The organism is Blautia faecicola, from assembly GCF_004123145.1.
Taxonomy (GTDB): Bacteria; Bacillota; Clostridia; order Lachnospirales; family Lachnospiraceae; genus Oliverpabstia; species Oliverpabstia faecicola.
This window is the reverse complement of record NZ_SDKC01000001.1, coordinates 2,305,313-2,322,500: the sequence shown is the minus strand read 5'-3', so window position 1 is coordinate 2,322,500 and position 17,188 is coordinate 2,305,313. Positions and strand designations below refer to the sequence as shown.

Annotated in this window: 14 protein-coding genes, 1 tRNA gene, 1 rRNA gene and 2 pseudogenes (1 of these 18 only partly in view); 14 read left to right on the top strand and 4 right to left on the bottom strand. The window is 46.1% G+C overall.

Going from position 1 to position 17,188, the window contains the following annotated elements; all coding sequences use genetic code 11:
- The 3 genes from ETP43_RS10440 to mscL form a co-directional block, all read left to right on the top strand.
- Window positions 1-1,242 (top strand): 23S ribosomal RNA (locus ETP43_RS10440) (it extends 1,652 nt beyond the left edge of the window).
- 96 nt (window positions 1,243-1,338) lie between these two features.
- A tRNA-Trp gene (locus ETP43_RS10435) sits at window positions 1,339-1,409 on the top strand.
- A gap of 167 nt (window positions 1,410-1,576) precedes the next feature.
- The gene (gene mscL / locus ETP43_RS10430) at window positions 1,577-2,011 is read left to right on the top strand and encodes a large conductance mechanosensitive channel protein MscL (protein ID WP_022399605.1); all 435 of its coding nucleotides are present in this window, start codon (window positions 1,577-1,579) and stop codon (window positions 2,009-2,011) included.
- Between the two features lie 72 nt (window positions 2,012-2,083).
- On the opposite strand, the gene ETP43_RS10425 is transcribed toward mscL, so the two are convergent.
- Window positions 2,084-2,914 carry a MerR family transcriptional regulator gene (locus tag ETP43_RS10425; RefSeq protein WP_022399604.1) on the bottom strand — a complete coding sequence of 277 codons (831 nt, stop codon included), beginning with the start codon at window positions 2,912-2,914 and terminating at the stop codon, window positions 2,084-2,086.
- 211 nt (window positions 2,915-3,125) lie between these two features.
- Between ETP43_RS10425 and ETP43_RS10420 the strand changes: the two genes are divergently transcribed.
- The 6 genes from ETP43_RS10420 to ETP43_RS10395 all read left to right on the top strand — a co-directional run bounded on the left by ETP43_RS10420 (window position 3,126) and on the right by ETP43_RS10395 (window position 9,609).
- Window positions 3,126-4,304, top strand: coding sequence for a pyridoxal phosphate-dependent aminotransferase (locus ETP43_RS10420; protein WP_129258004.1), 1,179 nt, complete (start codon window positions 3,126-3,128; stop codon window positions 4,302-4,304).
- Complete coding sequence (locus tag ETP43_RS10415; RefSeq protein WP_129258003.1) at window positions 4,304-5,383, top strand: iron-containing alcohol dehydrogenase family protein; 1,080 nt, start codon at window positions 4,304-4,306, stop codon at window positions 5,381-5,383. The genes ETP43_RS10420 and ETP43_RS10415 overlap by 1 nt, the downstream gene beginning before the upstream one ends.
- A 114-nt stretch (window positions 5,384-5,497) precedes the next feature.
- Window positions 5,498-6,841, top strand: coding sequence for a YjiH family protein (locus ETP43_RS10410; RefSeq protein ID WP_022399601.1), 1,344 nt, complete (start codon window positions 5,498-5,500; stop codon window positions 6,839-6,841).
- Between the two features lie 96 nt (window positions 6,842-6,937).
- Entirely contained in the window at window positions 6,938-7,702 is a 765-nt protein-coding gene (locus ETP43_RS10405) for a threonine/serine exporter family protein (RefSeq protein WP_022399600.1), read from the top strand.
- A gap of 13 nt (window positions 7,703-7,715) precedes the next feature.
- Window positions 7,716-8,183 (top strand): threonine/serine exporter family protein, encoded by a 468-nt coding sequence (locus tag ETP43_RS10400; protein WP_129258001.1) that lies wholly within the window; start codon window positions 7,716-7,718, stop codon window positions 8,181-8,183.
- Entirely contained in the window at window positions 8,167-9,609 is a 1,443-nt protein-coding gene (locus ETP43_RS10395) for a L,D-transpeptidase family protein (protein WP_129258000.1), read from the top strand. Before ETP43_RS10400 ends, ETP43_RS10395 begins: the two co-directional genes overlap by 17 nt.
- Before the next feature lie 77 nt (window positions 9,610-9,686).
- Here the strand turns inward: ETP43_RS10395 and ETP43_RS10390 are convergent, their stop codons facing one another.
- Window positions 9,687-10,304: an HAD family hydrolase gene (locus tag ETP43_RS10390; protein WP_129257999.1), complete on the bottom strand. Its 618-nt coding sequence runs from the start codon at window positions 10,302-10,304 to the stop codon at window positions 9,687-9,689.
- Between the two features lie 127 nt (window positions 10,305-10,431).
- On the opposite strand from ETP43_RS10390, the gene mutY reads away from it, so the two are divergent.
- The 3 genes and pseudogenes from mutY to ETP43_RS18490 form a co-directional block, all read left to right on the top strand.
- Entirely contained in the window at window positions 10,432-11,502 is a 1,071-nt protein-coding gene (gene mutY, locus ETP43_RS10385; RefSeq protein WP_129257998.1) for an A/G-specific adenine glycosylase, read from the top strand.
- Between the two features lie 44 nt (window positions 11,503-11,546).
- Entirely contained in the window at window positions 11,547-12,563 is a 1,017-nt protein-coding gene (locus tag ETP43_RS10380; RefSeq protein WP_022399595.1) for a glycosyltransferase family 2 protein, read from the top strand.
- A pseudogene (locus ETP43_RS18490) lies at window positions 12,550-12,681 on the top strand (DUF6783 domain-containing protein); the annotation flags it as partial. The gene ETP43_RS10380 and the pseudogene ETP43_RS18490, both read left to right, overlap by 14 nt.
- Here the strand turns inward: ETP43_RS18490 and ETP43_RS18485 are convergent.
- A pseudogene (locus ETP43_RS18485) lies at window positions 12,655-12,714 on the bottom strand (DUF6783 domain-containing protein); the annotation flags it as partial. The pseudogenes ETP43_RS18490 and ETP43_RS18485 overlap by 27 nt on opposite strands.
- Before the next feature lie 154 nt (window positions 12,715-12,868).
- Complete coding sequence (locus ETP43_RS10375; protein ID WP_022399594.1) at window positions 12,869-13,549, bottom strand: phosphatase PAP2 family protein; 681 nt, start codon at window positions 13,547-13,549, stop codon at window positions 12,869-12,871.
- Between the two features lie 737 nt (window positions 13,550-14,286).
- Here ETP43_RS10375 and ETP43_RS10370 point away from each other — a divergent pair.
- Both ETP43_RS10370 and ETP43_RS10365 read left to right on the top strand, forming a co-directional pair.
- A complete protein-coding gene (locus ETP43_RS10370; RefSeq protein WP_243114341.1) occupies window positions 14,287-16,095 on the top strand; it encodes an alpha-amylase family protein in 1,809 nt (602 codons plus the stop codon).
- A gap of 8 nt (window positions 16,096-16,103) precedes the next feature.
- Window positions 16,104-17,084 carry a LacI family DNA-binding transcriptional regulator gene (locus ETP43_RS10365; protein WP_129257996.1) on the top strand — a complete coding sequence of 327 codons (981 nt, stop codon included), beginning with the start codon at window positions 16,104-16,106 and terminating at the stop codon, window positions 17,082-17,084.
- The last annotated feature ends 104 nt before the right edge of the window (window positions 17,085-17,188 follow it).

Here is a 17,188-nt window from a genome sequence, read left to right as displayed (position 1 = left end):
AGAATCCTAAGGCCGACGGAAGAAGCATTGTTAAGGAACTCGGCAAAATGACCCCGTAACTTCGGGAGAAGGGGTGCCCGTGTAACAGCGGGCCGCAGAGAATAGGCTCAAGCAACTGTTTAGCAAAAACACAGGTCTATGCAAAACCGAAAGGTGAGGTATATGGGCTGACGCCTGCCCGGTGCTGGAAGGTTAAGAGGAGAGGTTAGTGCAAGCGAAGCTTTGAATTTAAGCCCCAGTAAACGGCGGCCGTAACTATAACGGTCCTAAGGTAGCGAAATTCCTTGTCGGGTAAGTTCCGACCCGCACGAAAGGCGTAATGATTTGAGCGCTGTCTCGACAATGCATCCGGTGAAATTGAAGTACCAGTGAAGATGCTGGTTACCTGCGCCAGGACGGAAAGACCCCATGGAGCTTTACTCCAGCTTGATACTGGGATTCGGTATTGCATGTACAGGATAGGTGGGAGGCTATGAAATGGTAACGCCAGTTGCCATGGAGCCGCTGTTGGGATACCACCCTTGCAGTACTGGGTTTCTAACCAGCAGCCGTGACCCGGTTGGGGGACAATGTCAGGTGGGGAGTTTGACTGGGGCGGTCGCCTCCGAAAGGGTATCGGAGGCGCTCAAAGGTTCCCTCAGAATGGTTGGAAACCATTCGAAGAGTGCAAAGGCAGAAGGGAGCTTGACTGCGACACCGACGGGTGGAGCAGGTACGAAAGTAGGACTTAGTGATCCGGTGGTATTAAGTGGGAATGCCATCGCTCAACGGATAAAAGCTACCCTGGGGATAACAGGCTTATCACTCCCAAGAGTTCACATCGACGGAGTGGTTTGGCACCTCGATGTCGGCTCATCGCATCCTGGGGCTGTAGTAGGTCCCAAGGGTTGGGCTGTTCGCCCATTAAAGCGGTACGCGAGCTGGGTTCAGAACGTCGTGAGACAGTTCGGTCCCTATCCGGCGTGGGCGTAGGATATCTGAGAGGAGCTGTCCTTAGTACGAGAGGACCGGGATGGACGGACCGCTGGTGTACCTGTTGCAGTGCCAGCTGCATGGCAGGGTAGCCAAGTCCGGAAGGGATAAACGCTGAAGGCATCTAAGCGTGAAGCCCCCCTCAAGATGAGATATCCCATTCTATAAAAGAAGTAAGACCCCTTGAAGACGACGAGGTAGATAGGGCAGAGGTGGAAGTGCAGTAATGTATGGAGCTGACTGTTACTAATCGGTCGAGGGTTTGACCTGAGGGCTTAGAGATAAGCAGAGTGGTCGATCGCAAAGCAGTAGGAAGTGGATGTTGTGTGTATGCAGTTTTGAAGGTATATGCCTTTAATTGAATATAGGGGATTAGTTCAATGGTAGAGCACCGGTCTCCAAAACCGTCGATGGGGGTTCGAATCCCTCATCCCCTGTATAGTAAGAACAACAGTTAACTGTTGTTCTTTTTTTGTGTTGTATATCAAAAACCGATCCAGTGGACCGATTTTGCTTGCTACTTGTTATATCTTGTCATTTTAACTGTGAAATTATATAATAAAAACAGCTTGTACAGTGAATACAAAAGAAGGGGGAAGGAAGCGTGAAGAAGTTTATCAAAGAGTTTCGGGAATTTATCAACCGTGGAAATGTGATGGATATGGCTGTCGGTATCATTATTGGTGGTGCTTTTACCAGCATCGTATCTTCTTTGGTTGATGATATCATTAATCCGATTCTTGGACTGTTCGGTGGTATGAATTTTGATCAGCTGAAATGGAACATTTTAGGCGAGGTTACTTTGAATTATGGTAAGTTTATCTCAGCTGTATTGAATTTCCTGATTATGGCACTGGTGATCTTTACGATTATGAGAGTTATGAACAGTGCGGCTGCAAAGCTGAATCATAACAAAGAAGAAAAACCGGCTGCACCGACAACGAAGAAATGTCCTTATTGTAAGACAGAGATTGCCATTGATGCAACCAGATGTCCGCATTGTACTTCGATGCTGGAAGAAACGAAAGAGACGAAATAAAAACGATATATAGAAACTCCCCGGAGGATTTTTCTGGATACAGACCAGATACATCCTCCGGGGAGTTTTGTGTTATACAGGAATCGAGATTCGGGTTACGAGTTGGGTTTCGTTCTCTACTGCCATTTCATCCAGAACCGCTTCTTTATAGCAATAAGTTCCAGGTGTCAGGTTATTTTCTTGAATATAGTCCAGGAGAGTTTCAAAAGCCTGGTCAGCTTCGTAGTAGTCGCCTTTGAGATAGATAACTGCATATGTTCCTGCTGGTTTGCTCATCCAGGGATGACCGGTTGGTGGTTGGATCACCTTGGTGAAAAAGTGAGCATACACATCCTGATGTCCCTGCAACAGTTCCTCGGTGGCGAGCATGGCACCGTAGGGGTGACCGGCATTTAACAGGTTGTGGTTGCAGTATGCGATGTGCTGATAGATGGCGGAAAAGATCTTTTCGTGGTCGCTGGTATGTAACGGAGGGCTGACGATCAGATATTCTTCCGGGAAATCTTCGAGGCTTACGGCTGAGACGGAATCGGAAAATTGCAGATGTTCTCCGGCGTGGATCAGCTGCAATTTGGTGTCGATGACCTGACGGATCCGGTGGAGACGTGCAAAGTCAGCCTCCACTTTCTGTTGCTGCTGTAACAGAAGCGTCTGTAAGTCTTCGGGATTTTTATGGTCAATGTATTGTTTGATTTCTTTTAAGGGCATACCGATTTCTTTGAGACAGGTGATCGTAAAGAATGTGTCACACTGATTTTCACTGTAATAGCGATAACCTTTTTCATCGGTATACGCCGGGGAAAAGAGACCGATTTCATCGTAATGAATCAGTGTACGTTTGTTTGTGTTGCATAATTTTGCAAAATCACCGGTTTTTATGCAGGGAACAGAAAATTTTTGCATAAATATACATCCTCCTATTGACTATACCGTAACGGTATACTTTATTATAGACGAGGTTTGAAAGAAACACAAGTCCATACCAGGGGACATCAGGACAGAAAAGTTTAGTATTACTGAGTACGAAGTGAACAATACTTCAAAAAGTGACAGATGAGACAGGTATGGGCAGAAAAATAATATAGAAAATACAAAAAGCAAAGGAGAACATACAATGCCAGGATTAAGTAACAGGGTACAGACATTTACGGATTCGGTAATCCGCAGAATGACGCGAATCAGTGATGAGTATGGAGCAATCAATCTTTCTCAGGGATTTCCGGATTTTGATCCGCCGAAGGAGATTATGGATGCGCTGGCGAAGGCAGCTTATGAAGGACCGCACCAGTATTCAATTACTTTCGGAGCGGAAAACTTCAGGGAAGCGCTTGCAAGAAAACAGGGACGGGCGATTGGACGGACGATTGATCCGGATAAGGAGATTGTTGTGACCTGTGGTGGTACGGAAGCGATGATGTGTGCGATGATGACCATCTGTAATCCGGGGGATAAGGTTATGGTATTTTCTCCATTTTATGAAAATTATGGAGCAGATGCGATTTTATCCGGAGCAGATCCGATCTACATTCCTCTGGTTCCGCCGGAATATCATTTTGATATGAGCCTGGTGGAAAAAGGATTTCAGGATGGAGCAAAGGCAATCATCGTGTGTAATCCGTCAAATCCGTGTGGAAAAGTATTTTCCAGAGAGGAACTGATGGGAATCGGGGAACTTGCAGTGAAATATGATGCGTTTGTGGTAACGGATGAGGTGTATGAACATATGGTATATGCGCCGTATCATCACACCTGCATGGCATCCCTACCGGGTATGTATGAGCATACGATCACCTGCAATTCTCTGTCAAAAACATATTCCATTACCGGATGGAGACTGGGATATCTGATCGGACCGGAAGAAGTGATCGAGGCAGCGAAGAAAGTGCATGATTTCCTGACGGTCGGAGCGGCTGCACCGTTACAGGAAGCCGCTACGGTAGGTCTGAATTTCCCGGAGAGTTATTATACGGAGCTTCTGGAGACCTATACAAAGAAACGTGCCTATTTCCTGGATGGTCTGGATCGGATCGGGCTGAAACACAATGTTCCGCAGGGAACGTATTTTGTACTGATTGATATTCAGGAGTTTCTGGATCTGCCTCAGTTTGCGGGGTATACGGATCTGGAATTCTGTGAATGGATGATCAAAAATATCGGAGTGGCTGCGGTTCCGGGTTCCAGCTTCTTTAAGGAGGATGTAAACCATCTGATCCGTCTGCACTTTGCGAGAGAGGAAGCAACGATTGATGAGGCACTGGAGCGTCTTAGCAAATTAAAGGAGTTGTTGAAATAATGAATATAGAAGCAGTTTTCTTTTGTAATTATTCGATCGGAACAGATACATGGAAAGAAGTTCCCTTTGTGTGCGGGCTGTACGGAAAACGGATCCTTCTGATCGGTGGGAAAAAGGCACTGCGTGCGGGAAAAGAGCGCCTGGTGCAGGCAATTGCCGGAACCGGGATGGAAATTGTGGATACGGTTGTTTTTGGTGAAGACTGTACATATGAAAATATTCACCGCTGGGCGGCATATGCAAAAGAAAAACAGGTGGATATGATCTTTGGTATGGGTGGCGGTAAAGCGCTGGATACGGCAAAGGGAGCCGGATATGAGGCAGGATTTCCGGTCTTTACATTTCCGACGATCGCAGCGACTTGTGCGGCAACAACAGCACTTTCTGTTGTATACAAAGAAAATGGAACGTTTGACAGCTTTTATTTTTATGAGCGTCCGGCGAGACATTGCTTTATCGATCTGGAAGTGATTGCAAAAGCACCGGCAAGATACCTGCAGGCGGGAATGGGAGATACGCTTGGAAAATATTTTGAGTGCCATTTTGCGGCGCGGGGAGATCAGCTGGAACACAGTTCGGCACTGGGAAGAGAAATCAGCAATATGTGCTATACCCCGCTTATGGAATATGGCGTGCAGGCGTGGAAAGACTGCAAAGAAGACAAAGTATCCACAGCACTCAAACAGGCGGTACTCGCCAACATCGTAAGTACCGGGCTGGTATCGCTGGTGGTGCTTGATGAATATAACTGTGCGATCGCACATTCGGTATGTTACGGGCTGGATGTACTTCCGGGATTCGAGGAATCTTATCTGCATGGAAATGTGGTAGCTTACGGGGTGCTGGTGCAGCTGGCAGTAGACGGGCAGCTGGATGAGGCACGGAAGCTGAAACGGTTCCTACAGAAACTGGAGATTGCAACAACTCTGTGCGAAATGCAGGTTCCGCTGGAACGGCTGATCCTTGCACCGGTATTAAAAGAGACGGTAGAGGGTCCGGATATGGAACATATTCCATATGAAGTGACAGAGGATATGATCTATCAGGCAATGGAGGATGTAGAAGCACTGGAGTGCTGATGCTGCGTAGATCACAAACTGCAATCAGGAAAAGAAAAAACAAAATCTGAGTCGGAGAAACGGAAACGGTTGTCGATAGGAGGTTTTGAAAATAAAACAAAGAGAGGAAGAACGATGAAGGAAAATCATGTAAATGCGAAGAATCTTCTGAAGTTTATTCTTGGTTCTGCATTTGGAATCGCCATGTTTCTGGTGCCGATTCCGCAGGGAGAATCATTTACGACTTTACTGGATTATCTGAAAAACTTTTTAAAGAGCCTGTTTGGCGGCTCACTGCCGTATATCCTGCTGGTGATCGTTGTGGGATCGGCGATTCTCACGGTATATGACTATATCTGCAAACCGGACTGGATCCGGAAAAATCATTATCTGAGCAAGGCATTTTCGACGACACCGCTGTATCTGGTATCAAAAGTGATCGGTGCGATTGTGATCGCGATGGTTGTACTGGGAAAAGGACCGGAATTTATCCTGTCTGCGGATACCGGAGCAAGTATGGTAAGCTTAAGTGGTACGCTGTTTTGTATCGTACTGGGATTCAGTTTTATCCTGCCGTTTTTGACGGACTGTGGAATCATGGAGTTCCTCGGTGTGCTTCTGCGCCCGGTAGTACGGCCGCTGTTTCATGTACCGGGTAGAGCTTCGGTCGATCTGATGGCTTCCTGGTTTGGTGCGTCAAATGCAGCCGTTATCCTGACAAGAGAGCAGTATATGAAAGGATTTTACACAAAAAGAGAAGCCGGTTATATTATGACGAACTTCTCCCTGGTATCCATTCCGTTCTGTCTGCTGGTTGCGGATACGGTAGGAATTGCCAATCTGTTCCCGGCATTTTATCTGTGTATCTGCGTGGTTGGAATCATTCTGGCAGTGATCATTGCGAGAATCCCACCGATCCGGACAATCCCGGATACCTACCAGGAACAGGCGGGAAAACAGCTGCATGAGGAAGTGCCGCAGGAAAAAGGAATCCTGAATTATGCGCTGGAGATCAGCTGCAAGCGTGCGGAAGGATTTAACGCAAAAGGCGTGCTGGCAAGCGGTATGGAAGTTGTTATGGGTATGGTCTTTGACCTGATCCCGATCGTTATCGCATGGGGAACGATCGCACTGGTGATCGCGACTTACACACCGGTATTTAACTGGATCTCTTATCCGATGGGATTATATATGAAGCTGTTCGGTGTGAAAGAGGCATTTGCGGCGGCACCGGCTACACTGGTAGGGTTTACCGATATGTTTATTCCCGCACTGCTTCTCGGAAGCATCAGTGCGGTAAAGACCAAATTTATCGTAGGTGTGCTTTCTCTGGTACAGATTATTTATCTGACAGAGGTTGGAACCATCATTATCAAGAGTGAAATCCCGCTGAATCTGTGGAAACTGTTTGTGATCTTTATGGAGAGAACATTAATTGCGATTCCGCTGATTGTACTATTTGCAAATTTGTTTTTATAGGTTATAATGAAGTTTCGGTACAAAGAATATTGTACCGGAACTTTTTTCTATATAAAGAAAGAAGGCAGAAAACAGGGGAAAGTGAGCAAAAGGGAAATGGACTACAAGTTGTTACTGGATACAGCGGTGTTTGCCGGGGATATCCTGATGCAGAACGGGGCGGAGACATACCGGGTGGAAGATACGGTCTACCGGATCCTGCAGAAATCAAATCTGAAGACGGTGCAGGTACTGGTGATGATGACCGGATTTGTTGCCACGCTGGATGATCCTTCGATGGATTCGCTGACCGTTGTGCGACGGATCCAGAGTCATGGAACGAATCTGGAGAAGATCGACCGGGTAAATCAGATATCCAGGGAGTTTTGTAATGATGAACTTACGCTGGAAGAAGCGTTTAAACAGATGAAGGCACTGTGGAAAGAGAAAGAACGGCTGAAGATCCGGCTGTCGGCGTTTGCCTTTCTGACCGGAGGATTTGCCGTGATGTTCGGCAGCAACTGGGCGGAGGCGATTGTGGCGGCCGTTGTAGGAATTGTGGGAGCGGTGGTACAGTTTTCCTGTAAAAAGGGGCATATGCATATGTTTGTGGAAAATATCGTGTGTTCGTTATCTGTGGCGGTTGCCATCGGTTTTTTGACGGCGGCACTTCCGGGAACATATGATACAGACCTTCTGATCATCAGCTGTATCATGCCGTTTGTTCCGGGCGCGGCTATTACCAATGCGGTCTTTGATACGCTGCATGGAGACTATCTTTCCGGACTTGCAAGGGCGGCTGAAGCTTTTGTGATCGCACTGGCGGTTGCAATCGGTATCGGTATGGGACTGTTTGTGACGGCAGCAGTTCTTGGAAGATAGGGGGGAGAAGACGATGACAGACATGATCATACAGAGTATCGGCGGTATTGCCGCTGTGTACGGATTTGCCGGGATTCTCGGCGTACCGAAGAAGTTCCTTTTATGGGCGGGAATCGATGGAGGTATCGGCTGGTTTGTGTACCTGCTGGTGGGAGCAATGACACATTCGGAGCTTCTGGGAGCATTTTTCGGAGCAGCGGTGATATCTGTAGGCGCAAATGTGTGTGCAAGAGTATTTAAGACACCGGTGACGATGATATTAATTCCAGCGAATATGACACTGGTTCCGGGTGCGGGAATGTACCGGATCGTATATCATATTTTATATCCGGAGGGAGAGCAGGCGGCGTATTATTTTCAACAGACATTACTGATGGCAGGAATGATCGCGATTGCCATGTTTATTGTTAACATTATATGGAGTTCGGTAACGGGAGCCATGAAAAAAAGAAGGGATTACAGAAATGAAAAAGTGGAGTAAAAAGAAAAAAGGGGTTGTGATAGCAGCAGGAGTGGCGCTGCTTGGTCTGGCGGGCACATACGGATATCAGGTTTCGGTATATCAGAATCATTTTCTGCCGGGAACCAGGATCAACGAGTTGGACTGTGGAAAAATGACAGCAAAAGAAGCTGAAGATGCATACAGAAAAGAAACAGAGACCTATCAATTGACACTGACATTCCGGGGAGACGAAAGTGAAACCATAGCGGGAAAGGATTTTGATTATACTTATCAGGATGATGGAGAAATTGAAAGTTTTTTAAAAAAACAGAATCCGTTTTTATGGATGAAATACTGGTTTGAACAGTCAGAGTATGAACTGAAAAGTGGGATCGTCTATGATGAAGACAAACTGGAAAAGAAGCTGAACAATCTTTCGCATCTGTCCGAAGAATCACAGGAAGCACCGGTGGATGCGAAAATCGTTTATAAAGAAGATCAGTTTGTAGTCAAAAAGGAAAAACAGGGAACGACGATCGATACGGATGCATTGGGAAAAGCAGTGGAGCAGGCATTGAAAGAGGGTGAAGAAACACTGGATGTGGAACAGGCAGACGGATATGTGAAACCTGCAGTTACCAAAGACAGTGAACTTCTTGCGAAGCAAAAAAAGCAGTTAAACGAACTGGCAAATGTACAGGTGACATATGAGCTTCCCGAGGGAGAGAAAGTTCTGAATGGAAATACGGTAAAAAAATGGCTGAATCTTGATGAAGATGGCAATTATAGTCTTGATCAGGATAAGATGAATGCGAAGATCAAAAAATATGTTAAGAAACTGGCGGAGGAAGTAGATACGCTTGGAAAAGAACGACCGTTTCATACGACTTCTGGGCTGGATGTGACGGTATCCGGCGGGAATTACGGCTGGAAGATCGATCAGAAAGCAGAGATCAAAGCGCTGAAAAAGAATATCAAAAACCGACAGCAGGTGACGAGAAAGCCAGAGTACAGTCAGGAAGAGCTGTATACAGATAACTATGGTCTGGGGGATACTTACATAGAAGTCAATCTGACGGAACAGCATCTGTATTATTATAAAAAAGGAAAAGTGGTTCTGGACACCCCGTTTGTGTCCGGAAGAATGACAAAAGACCGGTTTACTCCACCGGGAGTTTATTTCCTGACATATAAGCAAAAAGACAGAATCCTTCGGGGACGTCCCAATGCCAGCGGACAGCCAAGTTATCAGTCTCATGTAAATTACTGGATGCCATTTAACGGTGGAATCGGGCTGCACGATGCTTCCTGGAGATCGAGTTTCGGAGGAACCATCTATATTTACAGCGGTTCCCATGGCTGCATCAATCTGCCGGGGAAAAAGGCGGCGAAGATCTATGAGATGATCGATAAGGAGACGCCGATCGTGTGTGTGTATAATGACGGGTATAAGCTGCATGGGTAAATAGATATTTAAGAAAAGGGGCTGCCTGCATAAAACTGCGGACAGCCCCGAAGTATTTAACAGATTTTTTGAAAAATTTAAAAAATATTAAGAAGATCTCCCGGGCATTGGATGGTATAATCAGGAGAAGAAACCTGACCAAATCCATAGGATGCGAAAACAAACGGAATGCCTGCATCTTTGGTGGCGTTGAAATCGCCGAGGGTATCTCCGACATAAACCGGAGTTTTCAGATTGTAATCCCGAATGATCTGGCGGATATTGTCGGCTTTGGCATTGCCGGTGTCTCCCGGACAAAGATGACCTTCGAAGTAAGAGCCAAGACCACTGGTTTCTAAAAAGACTTCGATATAACCCGCCTGGCAGTTACTTACGATGAACAGGCGGTATTTTTCCTTTAACTGACGCAGGGTGTCTTCCAAAGCAGGGTACAGCGGTGCACACTGAGCCAGCAGAGCTTTATGTTCTTCCTGGCAGCACAGTTCGATGAGACGAAGCTGTTCTTCTTTCGGGTAATCGGCAAAGAGCACACTGGCGATATCGGGAAGCAGACGACCGAAAAGGCCTTTCAGTGTAGGGGCGTCAATGGTAAGAGAAAGATCGGTTTCCCGGTGGATCGCATCGGTCCAGGCTTTCGCGCAGATTTCCGTGGAGTCCCAGAGCGTTCCGTCGACATCAAAAATAATACTGTCCATATGAAAAATCTCCTTTATTTGTACAAGATTATTGTTTACAAAGTAAATAACAATGTTTATTGTAGAGAGAAAGAGGAGAAAAAGCAAGAAAAACTTCCGGTAGACTAAAAAACAGAGAAGAGGTAACATGTTAGAGAATATTGTAGAACTACTGATAGAATGGTATGAAGAAAATCACAGAATCCTTCCATGGAGAGCGTCGAAGAATCCGTATTATATCTGGATCTCTGAGATCATGCTGCAACAGACGAGGGTGGAAGCGGTCCGACCTTTCTTTGAAAGGTTTATAAAAGCATTGCCGCAGGTAGAGGATGTTGCGGTCTGTCCGGAGGAACAGTTATTGAAACTGTGGGAAGGACTCGGGTATTATAACCGGGTGCGGAATATCCAGAAGGCAGCCATCCGTATCGTGGAAGAGTACGGAGGCAGACTGCCGGCGGATTATGAAAAACTGAAAGATCTCCCGGGTATTGGAAATTATACGGCGGGTGCGGTGGCATCGATCGCGTATGATCTTCCGGTTCCGGCGGTGGATGGAAATGTCCTCCGGGTGTATGCAAGGATCATGGAAGATGACAGTGATATTTTAAAACAGTCCGTGAAGACGAAGGTGGAGAAAGAGTTTCTGGAAATTATGCCGGGCAGCAGATCCGGTACTTTTAACCAGGCACTGATGGAGCTTGGAGCGATGGTATGTGTACCGAACGGTGCACCGAAGTGTGAGCAGTGTCCGGTAGCACAATACTGTCAGGCGAGGGCACATGGAACGGCGCTGGATCTTCCGGTGAAAAAGAAGAGCAAAGAACGGCGGAAAGAAGAAAAAACCGTACTGGTTCTGCGGGACGGAGAACGGGTGGCAATCCGAAAACGTCCGTCGAAAGGGCTGCTGGCAGGCTTATATGAACTGCCGAATCTGGAAGGATATCTGAGTGAGGAAGAGATCCTTTCGTGGGTGGAAGAACAGGATCTTACGCCGCTTCAGATCGTACCGTTAGTTGATGCGAAACATATTTTTTCCCATGTGGAATGGGATATGAAAGGATATCTGATCCGGGTGGCGGCACTCGAAGAAAGTGCCGATCCGAAGATGATCTTTGCGGAAATCCGTGAGGTGGAAAAGGAATATCCGATTCCGGCGGCATTTCAGGCATATGCCGAACAGATCCAGATGCGGCTCGGACAGGACAAATACAGATAAAAAGTAATAAAAAATAGATACAGACGAAGAAAAGGAGAACAAAAGTGAAGACACTGAGTATTACAGTACCATGTTATAATTCGCAGGAATATATGAGAAACTGTGTGGATTCCCTGTTAAAAGGCGGAGAAGATGTGGAGATCCTGATCGTGGATGACGGATCCAAAGACGATACGTTGAAAATTGCAAAAGAATACGAGGAAAAATATCCGACGATCGTAAAAGCCATTCATCAGGAAAATAAAGGACACGGCGGAGCCGTCAACACAGGTCTGGCGCATGCGACCGGACTTTATTTTAAGGTTGTTGACAGTGATGACTGGCTGAATGAGGAAGCTTTCCGGAAAGCAATTGAAGTCTTAAAACAGTGTGTCAGAGGACCGAAGACGCTGGATCTTCTGATCTGTAATTATGTATATGAAAAAGTGGGAGCGAAGAGAAAGACCGTGATGCGGTATCGCTCGGCACTGCCGCAGAATAAGATCTTCGGCTGGGATGATGTGAGACCGCTGGGTACCAGCCATTATCTGCTGATGCATTCGATGATCTACCGGACGGAACTGCTGTGGGAATGTGGGCTGAAACTGCCGGAGCATACATTCTATGTGGACAATCTGGTGGCATTTATTCCGCTGGCGAGTGTACAGAGCATGTATTATCTGGATGTAAACTTGTACCGCTACTTTATCGGAAGAGCGGATCAGTCTGTCAGCGAGAGTGTGATGATCGGCCGTATGGATCAGCAGATCCGGGTAAACAAGCTAATGATCGATTATATGGGACAGGTGAAGAATCTGCACCGCAGCCAGAGAGGTTATATGAGACATATGCTGATCATGATCATGACGGTATCCAGTATTTTCCTGATCCAGGCGAAGACGGATGAGTGTTTTGAAAAGAAAAAGGAACTGTGGCGGTATTTGAAAGTAAATGACCGTGCAGATTACGGTAAGATCCGCGTGAGCCTGCTCGGACGGCTGTGTAACCTCCCGGGAAAAGGCGGAAGACAGGTTTCTGTGACCGGATATAAGGTGGTACAGAAAATCTATGGATTTAACTAGAGCGTGTCTGAAAAAGGCTTTTCGTGAGCTGCGAGTCTCAGTTTGTGGGAGATTTTATGCGAATGAGGGCGGCGTAGCGGGCTACGGCAACCGAATGAGGGTAAAATATACCGCAAAGTGGGGCTTGCAGATTGCGGAAATGATTTTTCAGACACGCTCTAGAAAACAGATCAGGCAGTGCCAGGGGATGCTGGTGCTGTGAGAGGTGTGAAGAGAAGACAGGATATCAGAAAAAGAATAACCGGCGAGTGAAATTTTTCCACTCACCGGTTATTCTTTTTGATATAAAACTCAAGATTAAAATTCTACATATGTGTATCATGCTGATGAAGCGGGGAACGCTGTTTTGCTTTTGCGCCCTGCTTTTCGGTTACTCTTGCGTAAAACAGCACATGTGTTGCCACCGCGCAGGTAATACCTGTTGCCACATCGGCGATCGAGTGTTGTTTTAAGAACATCGTGGACAGAATGATCAGTGTGGTCAGGATAAATGCACCGATACGGATTCCTTTGTGTTTCTGTAATTTTTTACAGGTATGTATTGCCGAAAAAGCAGCCACGGAATTATACACATGAATACTTGGAAGTACATTGGTTGGTGTATCTGTCCGGTATAAAAACTGAACCATACGGGTAAAGATGGAATCATTGGAAAATTCCGTCGGCCGGATATTCAGTCCGTTTGGATATACATAAGATACAATTAAAAATAATGTCATACCGATGGCAAGATTCAGGATCAGGCTCCAGAACTCGGTTGTATTTTCGTTGAAAAGAAGAAAATAGCCAATGGTCACAGTGATGTAAAGAAACCATAAAAAATAAGGAATAATAAAATATTCGCAGAACGGAATCTTATCATCCAGGCTGGAATCAATAATATGATACCGTACATGCCGGTTCTCAAGATAAGAGAAACAAAGCAGATAAAAGACGGTATAAAGTGCTACCGGAATGACACGTTTGATACGGGTGCCTGTGCTCATAGTGAGAAACGCCTCCTCTTATTACGCGTTGGATTTTATAATAGTAGCAGCCTTCCAAAAAGCTATTGTGATTATAGCACAGAAGAATTTGCAAAGCAAAGGAAATAGAGAAGAATTTGGAACTTTAAGAAAAAGTTTAAAATTTATTCATAGTATTCATAGTTTTTTAGGGAGCAGTTCGTGGATTAAAATATGTATATAAAAAAGATTTTTTATTGATTTTTAATGCATCTATGCTATAATCGATGTAAAGTGTGATAAGTGTGGGCAAAAGTTCTGCACAAAATATTATATGATTAGGAGAAGTGTCTATGAAAGCCAGAAAGAAAAAAGCGGCCCAGAGAGCGGCGAAGAGAACAACAGAAATCACAGAAAAAGTTGCAGCAAATGCAGAAGATAAAAAGGCAGAAGTAGTAGACTCAACAGAAAAGACAGCAGCTGCACAGGACACAACCAAAAAAGAAGTGAAAGCAGAGCCGGCCAAGGAAGAGAAGAAGCCGGAAGTGAAAGCAGAACCGGTCAAAGAGGAGAAAAAAACGGAAGCGAAAGTTGAACCGGTCAAGGAAGAGAAAAAGCCGGAAGTGAAGGCAGAACCGGTTAAAGAGGAGAAAAAAACGGAAGCGAAAGTTGAACCGGTCAAGGAAGAGAAAAAGCCGGAAGTGAAAGCGGAGCCGGTAAAAAAAGAAACAGAGAAAGCAGAGAGCACAAAAGAGCTGGAACAGGAATTCGAGAGACGTATGGCGCATCATTACGATGAACTGAAATGGCTGTACTGCGAACTGTATGAAAACCGGATGGATATGTTTGAAGATCTGTGTAAGAATCTGAAAAATATCTACATGGATAGAAAACCAGATCTGAAAAAGCAGGACAGAGTCAGAGAGCAGAATCCGGAATGGTATAAGAAAAATGATATCCTGGGAATGATGATGTATGTCAATGCATTTGCAGGAAACTTAAAAGGTGTGAAGGAAAAACTGGATTATGTACAGGAATGTAATGTCAACTACCTGCACCTGATGCCGTTACTGGAGTCTCCAGAAGGAAAGAGCGACGGCGGATATGCGGTCAGCGATTTCCGAAAAGTACAGCCGGAACTGGGTACCATGGAAGATCTGGAAAGCCTGGCAGACGAGTGCCGGAAAAAAGGCATCAGCCTGTGTATGGATTTCGTCATGAACCATACATCCGAAGATCATGAGTGGGCAAGAAGAGCCAGAGCCGGAGAACGCGAATATATGGATCGGTACTATTTCTATGATAATTACGATGTACCGTCTCAGTTTGAGCAGACCGTTCCGCAGGTATTCCCGACAACTGCACCGGGTAACTTCACCTGGCTGGATGATATGAAGAAATTCGTTATGACGACGTTCTATCCATATCAGTGGGATCTGAACTACTGGAATCCGGTAGTTATGAATGAAATGATCTACAACATGCTGAACCTGACTAACAAAGGTATCGACGTCATCCGTATCGATGCCGTTCCGTATATCTGGAAACAGCTGGGAACCAACTGCAGAAATCTTCCGCAGGTACATAATATCGTCCGCATGATGCGTATGATCTGTGAGATCGTGTGTCCGGGTGTACTGCTTCTTGGTGAAGTTGTCATGGAGCCGGAAAAAGTCGTTCCTTATTTTGGTTCTGTAGAAAAACCGGAATGCCATATGCTGTATAACGTAACAACCATGGCAACAACCTGGAATACTGTAGCGACGAGAGATGCGCGTCTGCTGCGCCAGCAGATGGATATCATCAACCGTCTGCCAAAGGACTATGTATTCCTGAATTATCTGCGTTGCCATGACGATATCGGCTGGGGACTGGACTATGGATGGCTTGGACAGTTCGGTATCGATGAAGTGGCTCACAAGAAATACCTGAGTGATTTCTTCACAGGCAATTATGAAAATTCTTTTGCAAGAGGAGAACTGTACAATGCAGATCCGACTTCCGGAGATGCCCGCCAGTGTGGTACAACCGCTTCTCTGTGTGGTATCGAGAAAGCTGCCTATGAGAGAGACGAAGAGGCAACAAAGAGAGCAATCCGTTACGATCTGACACTGCATGTGTATATGCTGACGCAGTCCGGTATCCCGGTTATCTACAGCGGGGATGAGATCGGTCAGGAAAATGACTATACTTACCATGAAAATCCGAAAAAATGGGATGATTCCCGTTACCTGCACAGAGGAGATTTCCGGTGGGATAAAGCGGAACTTCGTCACACCAAAGGCACGATTCCGGGAGAAATGTTTGAAGGACTGGACAAGCTGGAGAAAATCAGAAAATCTCATCCGGTATTCGAGAGCACTGCGGACTGCAGAACCGTGGATACCTGGGATGATTCCATCCTTGGTCTGATCAAAGAAAAAGACGGAGAAAAACTGGTAGCTCTGTTTAACTTCAGCGAGTATGACAAAGTTGCATGGATCAACGAAGAGGACGGCATGTATGAGGATCTGATCAGCGGCAGACAGATGGAAGCAAGAGGAGTTCAGATTCCTGCATTTGGCTGCTACTGGCTGCTGAAGAAATAGGTATCCGTATGACAATCAGTGAGATTGCAAAACTGGCTGGCGTCTCAAGCGCAGCGGTCTCCCGTTACTTAAATGACGGGAGTCTCAGCCAGGAGAAACGGCAGCGGATCGAGAAGGTGATCCGGGAGACCAATTACCGGCCGTCGGAGTATGCCAGAACGATGCGGACGAAAAAGAGTAACCGGATCGGCGTACTGGTTCCGCAGATCGATTCCGAGGCAGTGCCGAAGATCTTATCCGGTATTTCGGAGCGGATGGATCAGAAGAATTATCACGTATTGCTGATGAATTCGAATCTGAGTCTGGAAAAAGAGATCGGAATCCTGGAAACATTTGAACAGAGCCAGGTGGATGGACTGATCTTTGTAGCTTCGATCCTTACGAAGCGCCACGAGGTGGCACTGGCACATATGGGTGTTCCGGTGGTGATCCTCGGACAGAAAAGTGACAGATATCCCTGTATTTATCACGATGATGAGGGCGCGGCATGTGCCATGATGACGGAACTTTTAAAGAGCGGCTGCAGGCATCCGGCATATATCGGTGTCGACAGGCGGGATAAGGCAGCAGGTAAGAGCCGTTATCAGGGCGTCTGTCGGGCACTGGAGACGTATGGACTTCATATGGATGAGATCGCATATCGGGAAGCGACATTCTCCGTGCAGGCAGGATATCAGGCGATGGAACAGATCCTTGCGGAAGAGAAGCGGCCGGATGGTGTTCTTTGCGCGACAGATATGATCGCAGCAGGTGTATTATCCTGTCTTTCGGAGCGGAAGATCGCAGTGCCGGAGAAGATGAAAGTTGCCGGTATGGGACACGGCGCTATCGCGGATCTTCTGTGTCCGCGACTTACGACGGTGCACTATCATTATCATACCAGCGGAAGGGAAGCGGCAGATCTGCTGCTGGATCTGATGCGGAAAAAGAAACCGCGGCAGGAAGCAAGGATGCTGGAATATGAGATAATCAGACAAAAAACGACATAATCGTTGGTTATTCAACACTCAAATACATACATGTAAAACTATTAGCACTCATTTGAAATGAGTGCTAATTTTTTTCTTGACATTTGGAAAATTCAGTATTAGTA